The sequence below is a fragment of the Ruminococcus sp. AM43-6 genome (assembly GCF_003461785.1).
GTDB lineage: Bacteria > Bacillota > Clostridia > Oscillospirales > Ruminococcaceae > Hominimerdicola > Hominimerdicola aceti.
This window is the reverse complement of sequence record NZ_QTXU01000001.1, coordinates 296,747-316,379: the sequence shown is the minus strand read 5'-3', so window position 1 is coordinate 316,379 and position 19,633 is coordinate 296,747. Positions and strand designations below refer to the sequence as shown.

9 protein-coding genes and 1 CRISPR repeat array (1 of these 10 only partly in view) are annotated in these 19,633 nt (G+C 44.7%); of the genes, 2 read left to right on the top strand and 7 right to left on the bottom strand.

What is annotated here, in order from left to right; translation table 11 throughout:
• Window positions 1-7,174: direct repeats of the CRISPR family, unit length 32 nt; unit sequence ATTTCAACTCACACGCTCACGTGGAGCGTGAC (it extends 366 nt beyond the left edge of the window).
• A 159-nt stretch (window positions 7,175-7,333) separates the two neighbouring features.
• The 7 genes from cas2 to cas3 all read right to left on the bottom strand — a co-directional run bounded on the left by cas2 (window position 7,334) and on the right by cas3 (window position 15,303).
• On the bottom strand, window positions 7,334-7,624 hold the full coding sequence (cas2, locus tag DW938_RS01435; protein WP_117891629.1) for a CRISPR-associated endonuclease Cas2: 291 nt from the start codon (window positions 7,622-7,624) through the stop codon (window positions 7,334-7,336).
• Window positions 7,625-7,635: 11 nt separating this feature from the next.
• Window positions 7,636-8,658 (bottom strand): type I-C CRISPR-associated endonuclease Cas1c, encoded by a 1,023-nt coding sequence (gene cas1c, locus DW938_RS01430; protein ID WP_118123681.1) that lies wholly within the window; start codon window positions 8,656-8,658, stop codon window positions 7,636-7,638.
• Window positions 8,651-9,331, bottom strand: coding sequence for a CRISPR-associated protein Cas4 (cas4, locus tag DW938_RS01425; RefSeq protein ID WP_117876536.1), 681 nt, complete (start codon window positions 9,329-9,331; stop codon window positions 8,651-8,653). Before cas4 ends, cas1c begins: the two co-directional genes overlap by 8 nt.
• Entirely contained in the window at window positions 9,331-10,197 is an 867-nt protein-coding gene (gene cas7c / locus DW938_RS01420) for a type I-C CRISPR-associated protein Cas7/Csd2 (RefSeq protein WP_118123680.1), read from the bottom strand. The genes cas4 and cas7c overlap by 1 nt, the downstream gene beginning before the upstream one ends.
• Before the next feature lie 17 nt (window positions 10,198-10,214).
• Window positions 10,215-12,065 carry a type I-C CRISPR-associated protein Cas8c/Csd1 gene (cas8c, locus tag DW938_RS01415; protein WP_118123679.1) on the bottom strand — a complete coding sequence of 617 codons (1,851 nt, stop codon included), beginning with the start codon at window positions 12,063-12,065 and terminating at the stop codon, window positions 10,215-10,217.
• On the bottom strand, window positions 12,059-12,778 hold the full coding sequence (cas5c, locus tag DW938_RS01410) for a type I-C CRISPR-associated protein Cas5c (protein WP_118123678.1): 720 nt from the start codon (window positions 12,776-12,778) through the stop codon (window positions 12,059-12,061). The genes cas8c and cas5c overlap by 7 nt, the downstream gene beginning before the upstream one ends.
• Before the next feature lie 308 nt (window positions 12,779-13,086).
• Window positions 13,087-15,303, bottom strand: coding sequence for a CRISPR-associated helicase Cas3' (gene cas3 / locus DW938_RS01405; protein WP_181984339.1), 2,217 nt, complete (start codon window positions 15,301-15,303; stop codon window positions 13,087-13,089).
• A 263-nt stretch (window positions 15,304-15,566) separates the two neighbouring features.
• On the opposite strand from cas3, the gene DW938_RS01400 reads away from it, so the two are divergent.
• Together DW938_RS01400 and yicI are read left to right on the top strand one after the other, a co-directional pair.
• Complete coding sequence (locus DW938_RS01400) at window positions 15,567-16,814, top strand: CapA family protein (protein WP_118123676.1); 1,248 nt, start codon at window positions 15,567-15,569, stop codon at window positions 16,812-16,814.
• A gap of 347 nt (window positions 16,815-17,161) precedes the next feature.
• Entirely contained in the window at window positions 17,162-19,504 is a 2,343-nt protein-coding gene (yicI, locus tag DW938_RS01395) for an alpha-xylosidase (RefSeq protein ID WP_118123675.1), read from the top strand.
• Window positions 19,505-19,633 lie beyond the last annotated feature (129 nt).

The following is a 19,633-nucleotide window of genomic DNA, read 5'->3' as shown; positions in this document are numbered from 1 at the left end:
ACACCGTCATATGTGGCGGTCACGTCTGCAATTTCAACTCACACGCTCACGTGGAGCGTGACAGAAGATTAATCTTCTTCCTGCATATCCTTTTCATTTCAACTCACACGCTCACGTGGAGCGTGACTTAGTCTTAATGACTATGTTCAATCAACAGTTAATTTCAACTCACACGCTCACGTGGAGCGTGACTGGCGGAGCAAAAGAGCATACATTATTTGAAAAATTTCAACTCACACGCTCACGTGGAGCGTGACCTTATAGTTTTACCTCGACCGCCTAAGCCGTTATAATTTCAACTCACACGCTCACGTGGAGCGTGACCCTCACTTTCTTCTTAATTCTCCGACTTCATACCATTTCAACTCACACGCTCACGTGGAGCGTGACAAGAAAGCTTTTCGGAATGGAAAGATTACATAGAATTTCAACTCACACGCTCACGTGGAGCGTGACCTTTGTCAGCGTATGGCTTCGGGTCACTCACGCTATTTCAACTCACACGCTCACGTGGAGCGTGACCCTATCCTCGTTGACGGTGTAAAGTTCTTCTGCATTTCAACTCACACGCTCACGTGGAGCGTGACCCATAACAGGCGTGAACGCAGTTCCCAAAGACGCATTTCAACTCACACGCTCACGTGGAGCGTGACGTCAACCCTGCAGAACGTGTGAAAATCTATTTAATTTCAACTCACACGCTCACGTGGAGCGTGACACAATGCTACCATTAAAAGGTAACAAGGAAATGAATTTCAACTCACACGCTCACGTGGAGCGTGACGCCCTACGGGGCTATAAGTGAGGTGATAAAAATATTTCAACTCACACGCTCACGTGGAGCGTGACTACTGACCGTTTAACATGGGGATTAATGAATAATATTTCAACTCACACGCTCACGTGGAGCGTGACCCGTAAGCTATAACAGAAAACAATATTCAAAAAATTTCAACTCACACGCTCACGTGGAGCGTGACGATAATCAACGTTATTGATATGCTGAACAACCTGATTTCAACTCACACGCTCACGTGGAGCGTGACTTTCCGAGATTGGCGGAATGGATAGAACAGGGAAATTTCAACTCACACGCTCACGTGGAGCGTGACTAGCCCTACGGGGCTACAAGTGAGGTGATAAAAAATATTTCAACTCACACGCTCACGTGGAGCGTGACATCAACAAATATCTTGCCACACCATTCACAAACAAAATTTCAACTCACACGCTCACGTGGAGCGTGACAATATCGGTCATATATCAATTGCAACGGGTGAGGATTTCAACTCACACGCTCACGTGGAGCGTGACGTGTACCGTTAAATATAACCCCATGTGTTTATACAATTTCAACTCACACGCTCACGTGGAGCGTGACAGCAGATATTATTCTAATCGGTGTATACTAAAAATTTCAACTCACACGCTCACGTGGAGCGTGACACCCCATTGAGAACTATTTCATGACAGAAAAAGGAATTTCAACTCACACGCTCACGTGGAGCGTGACCAGCTGTTTTATCGTCATGTCGGGGTTTATAGTCATTTCAACTCACACGCTCACGTGGAGCGTGACGAAACGAGTGGCAGAACATAACAATTTCGCAAGATTTCAACTCACACGCTCACGTGGAGCGTGACTATTTACGGTGCGTTATTTTTTGGTGAATATGACCATTTCAACTCACACGCTCACGTGGAGCGTGACTGGCGGGGGGACGGCAAGCCGCGCCCCCCGCAATAGATTTCAACTCACACGCTCACGTGGAGCGTGACTCTAATCTTTTATTCAGAATATACGATAAAAAAGATTTCAACTCACACGCTCACGTGGAGCGTGACCGCTTATGGCGAAAATGTGTAAGCAAGCTTTAAATTTCAACTCACACGCTCACGTGGAGCGTGACTTCTCGTTCCTGCACTGCCCTGTTCTCCGTTAATATTTCAACTCACACGCTCACGTGGAGCGTGACAGGGGGTATCTTGAGCGGCGTTCCCCTCTTTTTGATTTCAACTCACACGCTCACGTGGAGCGTGACCCGCCACATATTTTCAAGCCGTAGGTGTTACACATTTCAACTCACACGCTCACGTGGAGCGTGACGGGGAGCGCAACGCAGCGAGCCGCAATAGGAGCGATTTCAACTCACACGCTCACGTGGAGCGTGACGTCACGCCGTCATACGTGGCGGTCACGTCTGCAATTTCAACTCACACGCTCACGTGGAGCGTGACTCAAGGCGGTGCCTGCTGTTTTTGCAATGAAGATATTTCAACTCACACGCTCACGTGGAGCGTGACGATCCCGATGAAAACACTCAGAGCGAATAAGGGAATTTCAACTCACACGCTCACGTGGAGCGTGACGCTCATGTTTATTAGGAACATCAGGAGAAGATGATTTCAACTCACACGCTCACGTGGAGCGTGACGATCCGGAAGTCTGATATATAGTAGGATAAAGAGATTTCAACTCACACGCTCACGTGGAGCGTGACTATAATCAGCATAAGCCGTTGTGTCAATGCCATTAATTTCAACTCACACGCTCACGTGGAGCGTGACTATGGATATTATTTATCATGAATCTCTCCAGCGTATTTCAACTCACACGCTCACGTGGAGCGTGACTTCGGTGCATACTTCAATAATTCCGCTATATTTCATTTCAACTCACACGCTCACGTGGAGCGTGACCTTACAGTGCCAAACGTCAAGGGTGATAGGCTCATTTCAACTCACACGCTCACGTGGAGCGTGACTGCAATTTCAAACGGCTCAGAACCATTATAAACAATTTCAACTCACACGCTCACGTGGAGCGTGACTCCCCTATCAATTATTTAACGATTATTCATGAATATTTCAACTCACACGCTCACGTGGAGCGTGACTGTTAAAGGTTTCAAGAAAAATAGCGGTGTTATCATTTCAACTCACACGCTCACGTGGAGCGTGACAGTCGACGTCGTAGAGAAACAGTGGACGTCGTTAATTTCAACTCACACGCTCACGTGGAGCGTGACATGTGGTCTATTATAATCGGCAGGAAGAATTTGAATTTCAACTCACACGCTCACGTGGAGCGTGACGGCAGCGTGCAATGCACGATGATAGTATTACACATTTCAACTCACACGCTCACGTGGAGCGTGACTTGTACTTCATGAGCCTATTGAAGCCAATAGTCATTTCAACTCACACGCTCACGTGGAGCGTGACCGCCTTATCAAGCGTTCTAACAGTGTTCACGGTCATTTCAACTCACACGCTCACGTGGAGCGTGACTTGAAGCAAGTCAGATACTCAACAGGATAATGAATTTCAACTCACACGCTCACGTGGAGCGTGACCTGTCTATATTCAGCTATCCGCTACGGACGGAAATTTCAACTCACACGCTCACGTGGAGCGTGACGTGTGAAGTGATCTATGACCGTCTTGTAACTCTATTTCAACTCACACGCTCACGTGGAGCGTGACGAGCATGGTCACGCAAAAAAAGGCGGTAAGGGCAATTTCAACTCACACGCTCACGTGGAGCGTGACTAAACCCTGAACCATATATGCGAATGCTGTTGGATTTCAACTCACACGCTCACGTGGAGCGTGACAGGGGGAGAAATATGAAATTTCCTCAACGTGGGAAATTTCAACTCACACGCTCACGTGGAGCGTGACGCCTTTGTTTGCCTTGACAAGTTTTGCCACCGAATTTCAACTCACACGCTCACGTGGAGCGTGACAGAACGCTATCAATCCGCCCACACTGGAGACGAATTTCAACTCACACGCTCACGTGGAGCGTGACCTCGTTCGATTGTAACCGAATTTTTCGGGGTGGTATTTCAACTCACACGCTCACGTGGAGCGTGACCTAAGACCAGCGGATTGAATAATTTTATCAAACAATTTCAACTCACACGCTCACGTGGAGCGTGACCAAACGCTTTTATCAGCTCGTCTGAAACGTGCCATTTCAACTCACACGCTCACGTGGAGCGTGACGATTTGGTGCGTGCCTGCATTCGCCCCAAAGTCATTTCAACTCACACGCTCACGTGGAGCGTGACGTCCTATCTCAGCGCTTCCCAGCAATGCCTTTGCAATTTCAACTCACACGCTCACGTGGAGCGTGACGTACGGCAAGCGTATGTGTGAGCTGCGACAACAGCATTTCAACTCACACGCTCACGTGGAGCGTGACTACTGCTCAGGGGTTATCTTCCCCCTGTCAGCAATTTCAACTCACACGCTCACGTGGAGCGTGACAATGTGCTATACTGTATAATAGCCCGATAGGGCATTTCAACTCACACGCTCACGTGGAGCGTGACCAACTATCCACTGGAATTTGACGACGAGCAGAAAATTTCAACTCACACGCTCACGTGGAGCGTGACACACAACATTGAAAAGCGAGGGTTTAGCATAAACATTTCAACTCACACGCTCACGTGGAGCGTGACGGGTAGCAGGCTGGCGATTCAGTTTGACATCGCAATTTCAACTCACACGCTCACGTGGAGCGTGACGCTAGACCCGAATAACGTCACGTTGGTCAAGCAAATTTCAACTCACACGCTCACGTGGAGCGTGACTATCCGCAAAGTTAGGCGGCAACAAGCTAGATGATTTCAACTCACACGCTCACGTGGAGCGTGACGTATATTCAATCTCAGCCAGATGTCAGAATTGACATTTCAACTCACACGCTCACGTGGAGCGTGACTACGATGATGCCGAAATTTACCATTATAAGGCAAATTTCAACTCACACGCTCACGTGGAGCGTGACGCGCTATGAGGTGTAAGGTTCTCGCTCACGCGAAAATTTCAACTCACACGCTCACGTGGAGCGTGACGACAGATTTTGTCAAAGGCAGAGATAATCAAAAAATTTCAACTCACACGCTCACGTGGAGCGTGACGGCACGGCATAGTGGGGTTTAGCAAAGAATGTCAATTTCAACTCACACGCTCACGTGGAGCGTGACTGTACCAAGACAACCGACAAGCAACTGACAAGCATTTCAACTCACACGCTCACGTGGAGCGTGACCTTTTTCAGAATTGCACTGCAATCATCAGCGTCAATTTCAACTCACACGCTCACGTGGAGCGTGACCTTGACGTTCTCTGCGATACCGCAAGAGTGTCAGATTTCAACTCACACGCTCACGTGGAGCGTGACCAGGTGAAACCGACGCAGAGGACGTTGATCCGAATTTCAACTCACACGCTCACGTGGAGCGTGACCAACAAAGCTGTTATGCACTACCTTAAAGAAAACATTTCAACTCACACGCTCACGTGGAGCGTGACATCAAATTTAAACCTGGAATGAAGTTTAAATACATTTCAACTCACACGCTCACGTGGAGCGTGACGCAAGAAACGTAGAACTGTCAAGATTGGTGGTCTGATTTCAACTCACACGCTCACGTGGAGCGTGACACGTTGCGGCTGTTATTCCGTCAACAACCATGCAATTTCAACTCACACGCTCACGTGGAGCGTGACGCGGAACGTCTTTTCACTTTCAAACACGCAATGCATTTCAACTCACACGCTCACGTGGAGCGTGACTCTGCGGTGATGTCCCTAATTTGTTTGTCAAGCATTTCAACTCACACGCTCACGTGGAGCGTGACTTGAGACAGAGTTCATAAGCCTCAGCGACCATAAGCATTTCAACTCACACGCTCACGTGGAGCGTGACTTAACAGATTTGGAGGAAAAAGAAAAATGACATTTATTTCAACTCACACGCTCACGTGGAGCGTGACTTGCAACTAGAAAGAGAGGAAAAATAATGGAAAATTTCAACTCACACGCTCACGTGGAGCGTGACTTCGTGACCTATCAATTAAAGTGGTAGGAAATGATTTCAACTCACACGCTCACGTGGAGCGTGACTTTTTAATGGAAAAGAATGGAACACGGAAAAAAATTTCAACTCACACGCTCACGTGGAGCGTGACTAGATATTATCATATAATTTCGGCAGACGTTGAATTTCAACTCACACGCTCACGTGGAGCGTGACTTCCTGCTCGTCATCTCCGTCAAGTGCGTTGAGATTTCAACTCACACGCTCACGTGGAGCGTGACTTGTCCGTCCGTCTGCCATTTGTGCGCGCTGCGGATTTCAACTCACACGCTCACGTGGAGCGTGACTGTGTTGTGTATATGGCGTTTCTGTGGCTTTCAATTTCAACTCACACGCTCACGTGGAGCGTGACGTGCAAGTCTGCTTTAAAAGGGAAGAGGTATGATAATTTCAACTCACACGCTCACGTGGAGCGTGACGACGCATTAAAGGTTCTTGAAGATAGCGAAATCAATTTCAACTCACACGCTCACGTGGAGCGTGACATTCGTATGGGATTTTTCGTTCCTCGACGAAGATATTTCAACTCACACGCTCACGTGGAGCGTGACGGAAATCGTGACAACTACAGACCAAGGTATTGTCATTTCAACTCACACGCTCACGTGGAGCGTGACAATGTGCGCAAGGTTGATGTCACACAACATCGCAATTTCAACTCACACGCTCACGTGGAGCGTGACCATACCGCAGAACGTAATCGAAAAAATGAAAGCTATTTCAACTCACACGCTCACGTGGAGCGTGACAGGCAGGCGGTCAAGGGCTATTTTACCAGAATAATTTCAACTCACACGCTCACGTGGAGCGTGACGGGTGTGTGGTGGGTAAACATACCATAATAAAAAATTTCAACTCACACGCTCACGTGGAGCGTGACTTCCCGAAATAATCGGTGCTATCATAGACGGATTCATTTCAACTCACACGCTCACGTGGAGCGTGACCGAGGGACACGCCAAAGTATGCTGAGATCTTCAAATTTCAACTCACACGCTCACGTGGAGCGTGACTGCTAGATAACATGGTATACTATAATCACAGGCATTTCAACTCACACGCTCACGTGGAGCGTGACTAATGCAGGTGAGATTGTCAGTGCAGGCACGGAAATTTCAACTCACACGCTCACGTGGAGCGTGACGGGCGAACCCCGAAGAAATCTTTGCAGAGTATTGCATTTCAACTCACACGCTCACGTGGAGCGTGACCTGACCGCTCTCACTCTGCCTGAGCCGTGCGATAAATTTCAACTCACACGCTCACGTGGAGCGTGACACTTGATGTTGTGTATATCTGGTGCTTGCTCAACGTGATGCGGACTTATTTTTTTATTTAATTGGTATCGGTTTGATTTTGTTCACTGTTCATTCACATATAGCATGGCATTTTCATGCGAACTTACTAGGGATTTGTGGATCACTTGGGGTACGCTGGTCAAAATATTAGGACGCCTTCGGGGTCATAGGTCTCTTTGGTGCCGTAGTGTTCTATTCTATGCTTCCAATTGTTTCCTAAGTAATATATCCGCAGACTATCATGCTTTGGGTCTATTATTTTCAGAAGTTTATCTTTCACTTTCAGAAAAGTGCCGTAGTCAACGTCTATTTCAAACACGCTGTTCTGCACTCGCTGACCATAATTTTGACACTCTTTGGCTACTTTTCTAAGCCTTGTTTTACCCTTATTATCTGTTGTTGATACATCATAGCTTACTAAGGTCATCATTTATATCACCTCTATTTCAGCAAATAGTTCGGGTACTCATCTAGCTCGCCACGAATATATTTTGCGAGAAGCGAGCTTTGCACATATGGGAGTAGCCCTTGCTGTATCTTTTCGCCCAGATATGGGTGGACTATGCTTGTGCGCTTACGCTCCTGCCATGCGGTGAGGACTTTTTTCTTGCCCTCTTTGGAGAGGTATACTGCGCCACTGACCTGAGTTTCAAAGTCCTCGGGCTTTATCATTTTCAAGTTTATCATGGTAAGCACAAGTCGCTCCACCACGCAACGAAATTCCTCTACAAGGTCGCAGGACAGGCTGCTTCTGCCTGAACGCAGGGCGTGGTAAAAGCCGAGGCAGCTATCAAGTCCTACGCTTTCAAGGGCTGATGTATATGATGAAATTGCGATAGTATACAGAAACGAGAGCATGGCGTTTACTCTGTCGATGGGTGGGCGTTTGGTGCGGTTGGCAAGGTAAAAATCTTCTTTTTGGTGGAGTATCAGTCGGTCAAATATATCAAAATATGCCTTTGCACAGCTTCCCTCTATACCCATGATGATATCTTTATCGGCAGTTTCATAGACGGTCTTTATGCCGTTTTCAAGATATTTTATACAATCTGTAAGCGCTCCGTCACTGTTTATATCCGGGTTATCGTGGAGCGAACGTCTGATAAGATAGCGTGTATTTGAAAGCTTTGCGGCGACAGTATTCCTGATAAGGTCGAGCTGAGGAATAGAAAAAAGCTCAAACTGCTCTTTTCGCAGATAGACGTTGCCCTTTGTTTTGCCCTGAACTCTTGCGAGAAATTTACCTTGAGGAGAAATAAAATTTACGGCTATGCCATACTCTGCGCACTTGCCCATAAGCGCAGGTGAACAGCCCGAATAGCTAAAAATATAGATATCCTCTATATTAGTAAAAGGCACACGGAACTTCTCGCTGTCCTCTGCCCTGCACACTATGTTTTCACCGTCAAGTGTGAGGTAGGCAGTTTCTTCGAGAATATAAAGTGAATTGAGCAGTTTACGCATTGTTTTCGCCTCCGTTCATGGAGAAAATCGTATTTTTCACGCTATATTTCTTCACTTTTGGAAAGCACATATCCGACAGTGAACAGCCTGAACATTTCTGACCTTTTACACGCTTTGGAATAATATCCGCTGCAAGTATCTCACGCATTTTTCCAAGATAGTCGCAAAGCATTTTATCATACTCTGCGCCCTGAGTATCAAAGGGCAATTCTGATCGTCTGCGCACATCTGCATAGTACAGAAAACATCGGCTATTGCAATGAAATACGTTATCCACGCAAAGCTTCTGCGCATAGACTTGTATAGCGTCGGTCTGATTGAACTCCCCTGCTTTGGGTCTGGTGGGTTTATACTCCACAATTTCCACACGGAATGTGCCGTCCAGGGTATCTATATAGTCGCCGCATTTGTCACGGACGAACTCGATACAATCTACAACTCCGAAAATATTGTACTTAGGGTCATCATTATACACTGACACGTCACTTCGGACGATCTTATGCTTATTTTCAAAGTTGCGCTCGCCGCTGTGGACGTTCTCATGGAGGAGGTTTGCTTTGACGACAAAGGCGTTTTCAGCCCAGTCGTCATTAACTTCTAAAAGAGCAAACCTGCGTGGACAATACATATAATGCTGTATGTCACGGATATTGATAGTTACATCTTCGCTCATCAGAGCTTTTCAATAAGGGTAACGCCCTCAGGCATATCCTTATCTATGGAGATATCATAGTCTGAGTAATGTCTTGGAGTTGTCACGCCGTCTTTGAGCTTAACTGACACCTTGTCAAAGAGGATATGTGCAGGGGCATTGCCCAGGGCGGAGTCATGCTTGAACACGATAAGCTTACGCATACAGAGCTTTCCTCTTGCGGCGCTTCTGTCATGCTCGAACATATTGATGATAGATGTCCAAAGAAGCTCAAGGTCGTCCTCACTAAAGCCTGTTATCTTCTGAGCGAGCATTGCGGAAACATAGCCCTCGCCACGATAAAGCGCATATGGGATTATGCTCTTTTTGCCCATTTCGGTATCTCCAGTTTTCTTTCTCTCTTCTGTTGTTTTCGCTTGCCTTGTGATAGAAATATTTTGTGCAAAAACAGGGTCGATACTTCTTGCAAAGTTGAGCTGGACAGGTCCTCTTACAATGCCGCATGGATCGTCGCCCGTACTCATTACTGCGCCGAACGTTCTTACGTCAAAGTAGTTCTGACAGATATAGTCACGAGCCTGACGCTGTATGTCAGCAGGAGTTTCCTTTCCGCTTCCCTTTAAACCTAGCTCTTTATAAGCTTCGGTGAACTTTGTATTGAGGGCTCTGTCTGCCTTGATGAGGATATTGTAGCCTGCTTCGCCCTCTTTGGTAAGCTCCACAAAGTTTCTTATCTTTCTTTTAAGGCACACGTCTGTAACGATGCCAAGGCTTGTTTCAGGGTCTGTTCTAGGCATATTGCCTGCGTCAGGGTCGCCGTTTGGGTTGCCGTTCTCAACGTCAAAAAGCATTACAAATTCATATCTGTTCTTGATTGCGTTTTCCATAATATTTCGTCCTTTCTTTATTCTTCTGATTTTGCTTCGGGTTTAACTTCAGAATTTTCTGCTGGCTTATCTTTTGACTTTTTTGTGTAAAGATCTCTGTACTGCTGTGCATAACCTACAATAAATCTGCCCTGATCGTCATTTGAAAGAGTCTGAGGGAACTCACCATTCAGATCATCTATTATCTCAAGGCACTTATCATTGTAGTAATTACGAAGTTTAGGATTCTCAAACTTTTTCAAATGATTTTGTGAAAGCGAATAGAGTTTAGGAAATACAGTTGCAGGTCTTGAACAAGCTGATGAGAAATAAGTATCTTTGATAGTTGTGTTAATTGTTGCCTTTGAAGAATCCTGCTGGATCTTTTCAAGCACTGCGAAAAGTCTTCCGCAGAGATAAGCCTGATTTTTGTTTTCAAGGTCTAATGACATTTTGATCTCCTCCTTATTTTGTTTACGGTTTATGCAGCCTTTTATCAAGCCTGCCCTTGTATCATTGAGTTTTATAAAATGGTTGTTCTCCTCGTCACTGTCGGTCTTGACCCTTGTTATTACTGTGGAAAGCAGTTCGTCAGGGTATCTTGTACCTTTGAGTATTGCTTCAAAAAGTGCGGCGGTGAGAGGTGACGGAACTTTTTCTTTAGACGATTTTGGTGAGATAAGCTCACGCTTGATACGCTCAATGCTTACTTGATGCTGACCCTCAGTAAATGAAATATCCTGCTGATGTTTGAGTACATTGTCAAATATCCTGCCGAACTTATCATGGAAGATGAACTTCTGGGATATTCTTGAACTGTTTGGGGTAAAGCCTGCAACGTAAAATTCTACGTTAGGGTCATATGGCATATCGGCTGTCCTGCCCTGTTTAAGCTGGGTCATGACAGTGTTTATGTTTCGGTCGGCTTCGGTCACAACGGTTTTATTTAATTCGTCCTCAAATCCGCTGAACATACCGGCAAACATATTGCATTCTTCTGCATCATTCTTCTTCATTGCGAAATAGACTATTGTCATATCGTCAAAAGTCTTGTAATGGCTTCTGTCAGCAAGCAGAGAATTAAACGCAGAGGTATACATTTTCATGGCTTTCTCGGAAACATTGCTGTTGTAGGACTGCTTCTTGCCATAGGATTCAAAGGCAGATTCTTTCATGCCAACAAGGACACAGCCTGAGGACATTCCACCTTTGATACCCTTTATCTTATCATGGATACGGGCTTGCGGGAGCTTCTCACCAAGAATGGAACAGGTGGATAGTTCGGTATCGTCACTGTCGCTGTCGGCGTTGAGCTGGGCGAGATAATCCTCATAGGCGGCTTTGAATTTGCTGTCATTGTGAAGTTTTATTTCAGGAGAGCCGTCAAGTCCAAACTCATAGTAGGAGCTTGAATACTCCTTGCCTAGGGCAAGAAGGTGTGGGTTTTGGGTCTCCTGCTCAGGTTCCCATGTACGTATAAAGTTAAGATAGGCTTTGCAAATAGGCGAGTCGATATTCTCAAAGAACTTCTCATTCCATTCGCAAAAGCATTTGTGTGATTTTGCCGCTTTGTTGGTAGCGTCTGTAGGGGTCAAAGTTCCTTTATCATAGTTCAGACCGAATATGTAGAGTGGTCTGTGTTCGATCGTGTTTTTGTCTATGCCCGGTTTCTGCGTTCTTACAGGAAGCTGTTCCATTACTGGATCATAGACTGTTTTTGTCTTTTTATTTTTCAGAGGGATAATTCGGGGTACTCTCAAATCGTTTATTGCGGCTATCTTGCCCTCGGGGGTAAGAAGAATTTCAAAGTGTATGGCTTGCTTACAATAGCCTGCAGGAGTTTTATTCTCCTGCAAAGCACTGTAATCGCACAAGGCTTTTATCAGCATTTAATCTCCTCCCTGTATTTTGCAACATCGATAACACCATCTATCATATGCGGACGGTAGAAAACTGCGTCGGCCTTGTCAGAAAACTTAGGGTCATTCCAATCATTATTGACAGGCTTGCCTCCGTCCTCAAACTTCATGCCGTAAAGCATAAAGTCAAGGTCTTTATCGCCCATATTTTGCGGTGCTATCTGTGTAAGATCAAAGTCGTCAACAAGTTCAATACTCTTTATTGCAAATTCACGGCAGCCAAGGCATGGCTGTCTGAAATGCTGGCCGTTTCTGAGACGTCTGAGCATTATGTTATAATGCTTCTCATCAGATTCGTCGGGGTGGTCTGATTTAAGATAGGTACGTTCAAAGCTGAACTCTATCCCGTATTTCACATTTTTCAGCACCATTGCCGCTCGCTGACTTCGTATCTCCGAGGTGTACATCTCCGCCGAGCCTCCACCTTTCATTTGCTGTTTCACTGATGATAACAGCAGCTTATCTTTGACCTCATTTCGTCGGATATTGGTAAACTCGATAGGGTTGAACACCACTATTTTGTTTATCTGATAGCGCACGGCAGGCTTCCAATATACTGATTTGATAAGTCCCTCCAGTGCGCTTGGGGTGGGTACGTCGTAACTTACCCTCTCAACTTTCATTTCAGGTCGCGAAAAGCAAGCGTAGTCACCTGTCACGATGATCTTAAAACCATAGCTCATTTTTACATCACTCCTTTTAAACTTATATTAGTATTAGGTACATTGTTTTTTTGCTCTACATATATGATACTCCATTATGAATAAAATGTCAATAGTTTTCATGTATAAAAAAAGTGTCGGATTTTCGGCATATTTCACAATTCTTTGTTCAGTGGTTTGTGGTATAAAAACGTTGACTTTTTAAACTTATGTTTGTATAATATATTTGTCTATGCCTTACGCATATGTGAGTTGAAAAATATTCGTATTCGGTACGATATGGAATGCAGCAAGTGGCAGACTGTCTTGGTGGCAGCCTGCCATTTGTTTTAGATGAAATAATCCTGCATTGCGGCTTCGGTGGTCAAACCTGTTTCATTATTATAATAGCTTTGATTTTCAAGAATGAATATGCCTGTGCCGTGATCGTTAAGCACACCCTGAGAATAGAGATCTTTGAAAACATTCATATAGACGGACACTGAATATTTCTGCAATGCTCTTCTTACTGACATATCACCATTACGCAAGGTTTCAACAAGTTCATGGCAAGTCTGGTCGTTAGGATCGTCGATAACGATAGAGATGGTGTCGGCGGAGATGTATTCAAACTGCATTGCGTAGCTTCGGAATGGTATGCTATATGGTGACATCAAGCCTTGGCGGTCGAATGAGTTGCTTTGTTCGTTATATTTCGCAATAGAGTTTTCAGCTATACGACTTTGGTTGAAGTCGAAAATGCCATCGTAATATTCTTTAATACAATCATAGGAAGTTATGTCTTGGTACTTTTCCAGCAAACCTTTAGTCTTGTTAATTCTCATGGCAAGGTCGCTTCCCTTGCGGTATGTTTCGTCAATGTCAAAAACGTACACATAGCCCTTGGCATCTTTACCCTCACGATTACATCTGCCCCCTGCCTGCAAAATACTGTCTAATCCTGAAAGCTGGCGGAAAACTGTGTTAAAGTCAAGGTCAACGCCTGCTTCTACAAGTGAAGTTGAAACTACTGTGATATGCTCGCCCTTTTTAAGCTTATTTCTTACTACTTCTATGACACGGCTTCTGTGGGCTGGGGTCATATTGGCGGAAAGGTGATATTTTTCACCTTGAACAAGGTTGTAAAGCTCTGCCGCTGTTTTCTTGGTATTCACAACGATCAGAGCATTTTTACACCGAGAGGCATTTTCTGCAATGGTTTCAAGAGTGGTTCTGCCCATGTCTTTATATTCGCATTTCTTGAAATACTTAAAATTAGTTCGGTCGGTAACAAGCTTATTATAGTTCACATCAGGCAGGAACTTATCAAAAAGCTTAGAATAATCGGGCATTGTGGCGGAGAGAAAAAGGGCTTCGCTGTTAAGATACTTTGTTATATAGCCCACAGCTTTAAGGCAGGGACGAAGAAGTTCTGTTGGAATAAGGTGTATTTCATCAAAAACTATTACGCTGTCACGGAGATTGTGGAGCTTTCGCAGTGCTGAGCCTTTATAATGGTATATGGATTGGAAAAATTGCACGCTTGTGGTGATTATAAGTGGTGCGTCCCAATTTTCGCAGGTCTTCTTGAGCTTCTCTGCGGTTTTCTTTTCTTCCTCTGTGCCGCCGTCACAGGAATAGTTTGAATGGTGCTGTAGGACAGGGAGAACGTCACGAAACATCTCCTCGAAATCTTTGGCTGTTTGTTCTATAATGCTTGTGTATGGGATAACGTATATGATATGCTTTTTGCCGCTTTCAACGGCTTTTTCAAGGGCTATTTTAAGACTGCAAAGGGTCTTGCCACTGCCTGTTGGCATATCAAGGACGGATATGTGGCTGCCTTTTGTACAATGGTCTATAGCTTGCTTTTGTATACTGCTTCGCGCCTGCTGTAATTTGGTTTCAGAACGCATATTTTTCATGCGCTCATTAAGAATAGAAAGTGCCTTTTTAAAATCACCGCTCATGCCACGTTCAACATTTTTATTGCAAAATATTTCGGTATCAAGAAAGTCTGCGTCTGTCAGGCAAGAGAACACGTACTTGGTGAAAAAGGCGTAACGCTCGATAAGCTCGGTGGGGTCTTTTGCAGAAAGCAGTTCATTGTACAGCGGCGTTCTTTCTTCCTGAGTTAGGGTGGCAAATTCTATTTCAGTGGCGTATGCGCTGTAGTCACTTTCGCCCGTGTATTCATTTTCTCTTTTTAAAGTGCCGCTGAAAGTCGGGCTGTCGGAGTTGTCCGCAACTGTGCCGCCGTCCATAAGTCCTGTGTGGTGTCCTGCGATGCAATACTCCATAAGGGGTGCGAAACAATCGTTTTTATCTGCAAACTTTTTATACTCTAGTGCTCCGCAGGCGGCGTGGCTGAATTTTACTTTGTCATCATCAAGCCGTTTCTGAAAGTTTAAAGCGTATTTGCCTATATCGTGATACAGGCTCGCTTTTTTCGCAAGGGGTTTCAAAAGATCTACTGAAAATTTTTCTGCTTTTTCACTTACTCCTGTGAGGTGGGCTTTTACAGTTTGCCTTTCACCGTCCTCACGGGTGTGTGCGTAATATTTCATGGTCATTCCTCCCTTTTCAGATATACAAATTTATCTATGTTTTTATTATATCATACAATTTAATACTTGTGGGGAAAATTTTCGTACACATAAACAAATATTTGTACAAATTGTTATATTTTTATTATAATACATTATAATATATAGGTCAACATAAAGCATTCGACATTTTGAAAATTTGGCTTGATTATTATTTAAAAATGTGTTAAAATTAAACTATAAGTAAATTTGTATTTTTTTAAGATGTTATGAGAGGAATTTATATGAAGTACAGACTTTTATGCAATAAGATCACAGTAGTGGCTCTTTCGGCGATGTTGTCGCTGAGTGCTGTATCATGCGGTAAGCTTGACGCGAGCAAGCTTGACGGAAACGCTTTGACAGTGACCGAAACCGAGAGCAAAGCGGAAGTCAAAAAAACTGATGACAGCTCCAGTAAAAACGATGTCAAGGTGAATGAAGAAGAAAAGGAACAGCCAAGCTACACCTGCTCGCTGGTTTGCGTGGGCGACAACCTTATACACGACAACATTTATAATGAGGCGCTAAAGCTTGGCGGTGGTGAAAAATATGATTTCACGCAGGCTTATGAACACGTTACAAAGTACATAGAAGGCACTGATGTGGCTATAATCAATCAGGAAACGCTTGTTACAGACAGCGTTGAACCACAAAGCTATCCTATGTTCGCATCACCAACGGCTGTGGGCGACAAAATAGTTGACATGGGCTTCAATGTGGTTTCTATGTCAAACAATCATGTTCTCGATCAGGGGGAATCGGGGCTTATAAGCTCTCTTGATTACTGGGACACTAAGGACGTTGTACACTACGGTGCTTACCGTTCACAGGAGGACGCTGACACTATCAAGACCATGGAAGTCAATGGAATAAAGTTCGCTTTTCTGGGATACATGGAGCACACCAACGGCAATTATCTCAGCGGTGATGGTGCTCAGGTTATATATCTTGATGAAGAGGACAAGATAAAGGCTCAGATAGAAGAGGCTGACAAAATGGCGGACGTTGTTGTGGTTTCATGTCATTACGGCACAGAGATACAGAACGAGCTTAACGAACAGCAGACGGAGATAACGCCTAAGCTTGTGGAGTGGGGTGCTGACCTGATAATAGGCACGCAGGCGCACACTATCAGCACTTGCGGATATCTTGACAAGCCTGAGGGCGGACAGGCGTTCGTTTACTATGGTTTGGGCAACTTTATTTCGACTATGTATGACACAAAATCGCTTGTGGGACTTATCGGCAAGCTCAATGTTGTTAAAGACCCTGACACCAATGAGGTGACATTCGAGAACGTTAAAGCGATACCGATAATATCGCACTTTGAGGGTGATTCATACTATGGCGATTGGTACAACTGCACTGTTTATCCTTATGCGGAATACACTGACGAGCTGTTTGCCAAGAATTATGTTGAGGGCTTCACTCGTGAGAGTGTGGAGCAATGCTTGTCTTACATACCTGATGAGTTTCTCAGTATTGAGTAGTCGGGGCAATATGTAGGGGATGGCGCCCTCGACGTCCCGTTTGCAAAGTTGATAAAGAATATGATGTTTCTGCGGACGACTTTTATGCCGTCCGCTTTTTTTTGGTATTGTGTAAAGGTTTACATACATCTTAATAAATTTATATAATGTAAACATCAATTCATGAAATGTTTACATTAAAATATGCTCAATCCATTAAAATACTTGCACATATCACTTTTTTACTATTGCAATTTAGGCAAATATGCTATAAAATATACATAAAGGGGAAGAAACGGACTTCCCGATAAAATTTTCATTTTTTTATATTCTGAAAACTATTTTAAATTTACAGGAGGGTTTATTACATGAAATTTGCTGACGGTTTCTGGCTCAACCAGAGAGGCTACGAAGTAAACTATGCAAATCAGGCTTTCGAGATCGAAGAGATCGAAAACGGATTCCTCGTTGTGGCAACACCTTTCGTTGTATACAACAGAGCTATGATGCTCGGAAGTGCTAACCTTGAGATCGCTTACACTTCAACTCAGGAGAACTGCGTAAAGGTAAGCATCACACATCACAAGGGTCATGTTGACAATGGTCCGCACTTTGTTCTCGAGGACAAGGGCTTCAAGCCACAGGTAACTGTTACAGACAAGGAAGCCGTACTTGTTACAGGCGACACAAAGCTCGTTGTTTCTAAGGAAAACTGGAGCTTCACATACTATTATAAGGATAAGAAGCTCACAAGCGGCGGTTGGAGATCAACAGGCGTTATTTTCGAGAGTGCTTACAAGCAGCAGGCAAGACTTCAGACACAGCTTGACGACACATTCTGGAGCTACCCTGCCGATCCTACAAGAACATACATCAGAGAGCAGTTTGACACTTCTGTTGGCGAATATTTCTACGGCTTCGGCGAAAAGTTCACAACATTCACAAAGAACGGTCAGAACGTTGAGATTTGGAACGCTGATGGAGGCACTTGCTCAGATCAGTCTTACAAGTCTATCCCATTCTATCTTTCTTCAAAGGGCTACGGCGTATTCGTAAACAGCACTGACAAGGTTTCATATGAGGTTTGCTCTGACACTGTTTCTAAGGTATCCATGACAGTTCCAGGAGAGAGCCTTGAATACTATGTATTCGGCGGTTCTAACCTCACTGACGTACTCAAGGGCTACACTGACCTTACAGGCAAGCCTTCACTGCCACCTGCATTCTCATTTGGTCTGTGGCTCACAACTTCATTCACAACAACATATGATGAGGAGACTATCACATCATTTATTGATGGCATGGCTGAGAGAGATATTCCTCTTCAGGTATTCCACTTTGACTGCTTCTGGATGAAGGGCTTTGAGTGGTGTAACTTTGAGTGGGACAAGTCACAGTTCCCTGACCCACCTGCAATGCTCAAGAGATTGCACGAGAACAAGGGCCTTAAGACTTGCGTATGGATCAACCCATATGTTGGTCAGCGTTCAAAGCTTTTTGATGAGGGTATGAAGAACGGCTACTTCATCAAGAAAACTGACGGCTCTGTATTCCAGTGTGATGAGTGGCAGCCTGGTATGGCTATTGTTGACTTCACTAATCCTGAGGCTTGCAAGTGGTATGCAGGATATCTGAGGAAGCTCTGCGAAATGGGTGTTGACACATTCAAGACAGACTTTGGTGAGAGAATACCTACAAGAGATGTTGTTTACTATGACGGCTCTGACCCTATCAAGATGCACAACTTCTACACATATCTTTATAATGAGTGCGTATTCAATGTACTGAAAGAATATTTTGGAGAGAACAAGGCTTGTCTGTTCGCACGTTCTGCTACAGCAGGCGGTCAGAAGTTCCCTGTTCACTGGGGCGGAGATTGCTCAGGCAACTACAACTCAATGGCTGAGGTTGTAAGAGGCTGTCTGTCACTTTGTATCTCAGGCTTCGGTTACACTTCACATGACATGGCAGGCTTTGAAGCTACTGCTACACCTGACATTTACAAGAGATGGGCTGCGTTCGGTATGTTCTCATCACATTCAAGACTGCATGGTAACCAGTCATACAGAGTGCCATGGCTTTTCGACGAGGAGTCCTGCGACGTTCTGCGCTTCTTCACAAAGCTCAAGGGCAAACTCATGCCTTATCTGTGGGCTCAGGCAATCAAGACACACGAGGTCGGCGTACCTGTAATGAGAGCAATGGTCATCGACTTTGCTGACGACCCAACTTGCCTGACGCTTGACAGACAGTATATGTTCGGCGACAACATTCTTGTTGCTCCTATCCTTAATGACGAGGGTATCGCTGAATACTATGTTCCAGAGGGCAAGTGGACAGATATTATCACCGGCAAGGTTCTTGAGGGCGGCAAGTGGTATAAGCACAAGTGCTCATACTTTGAGATACCTGCTCTTGCTAAGCCAAACAGCATTATTGCATACGGCAACTTTGAAAGACAGATCGAGTATGATTATCTTGAGGGTACAACATTCACTATCTACGAGCTTGAGGACGGCAAGAGTGCAGTTTGCCCTATTTATGACACTGAGGCAAACAAGGTATTCGAGCTGACAGCTACAAGACACGGCAACAAGATCGAGTGCGAATACACTGACACAAAAGCAAGCTTCAAGATCGCTGTGGCTAACACAGACAAGACTGTTGAAATTGCTCCTAACTTCAGCGGCAAGGTCATCATTGAACTCTAATGACTAAATAAAATCATCGCTCCGAGAGATCGGGGCGATTTTTTTTGCGTTCACACATAAAATCAGGGCAAATGAGGGTAAAAATTCTGTATATTTGCTCTTGAAGAAAATATGAGATCGGGGTATAAT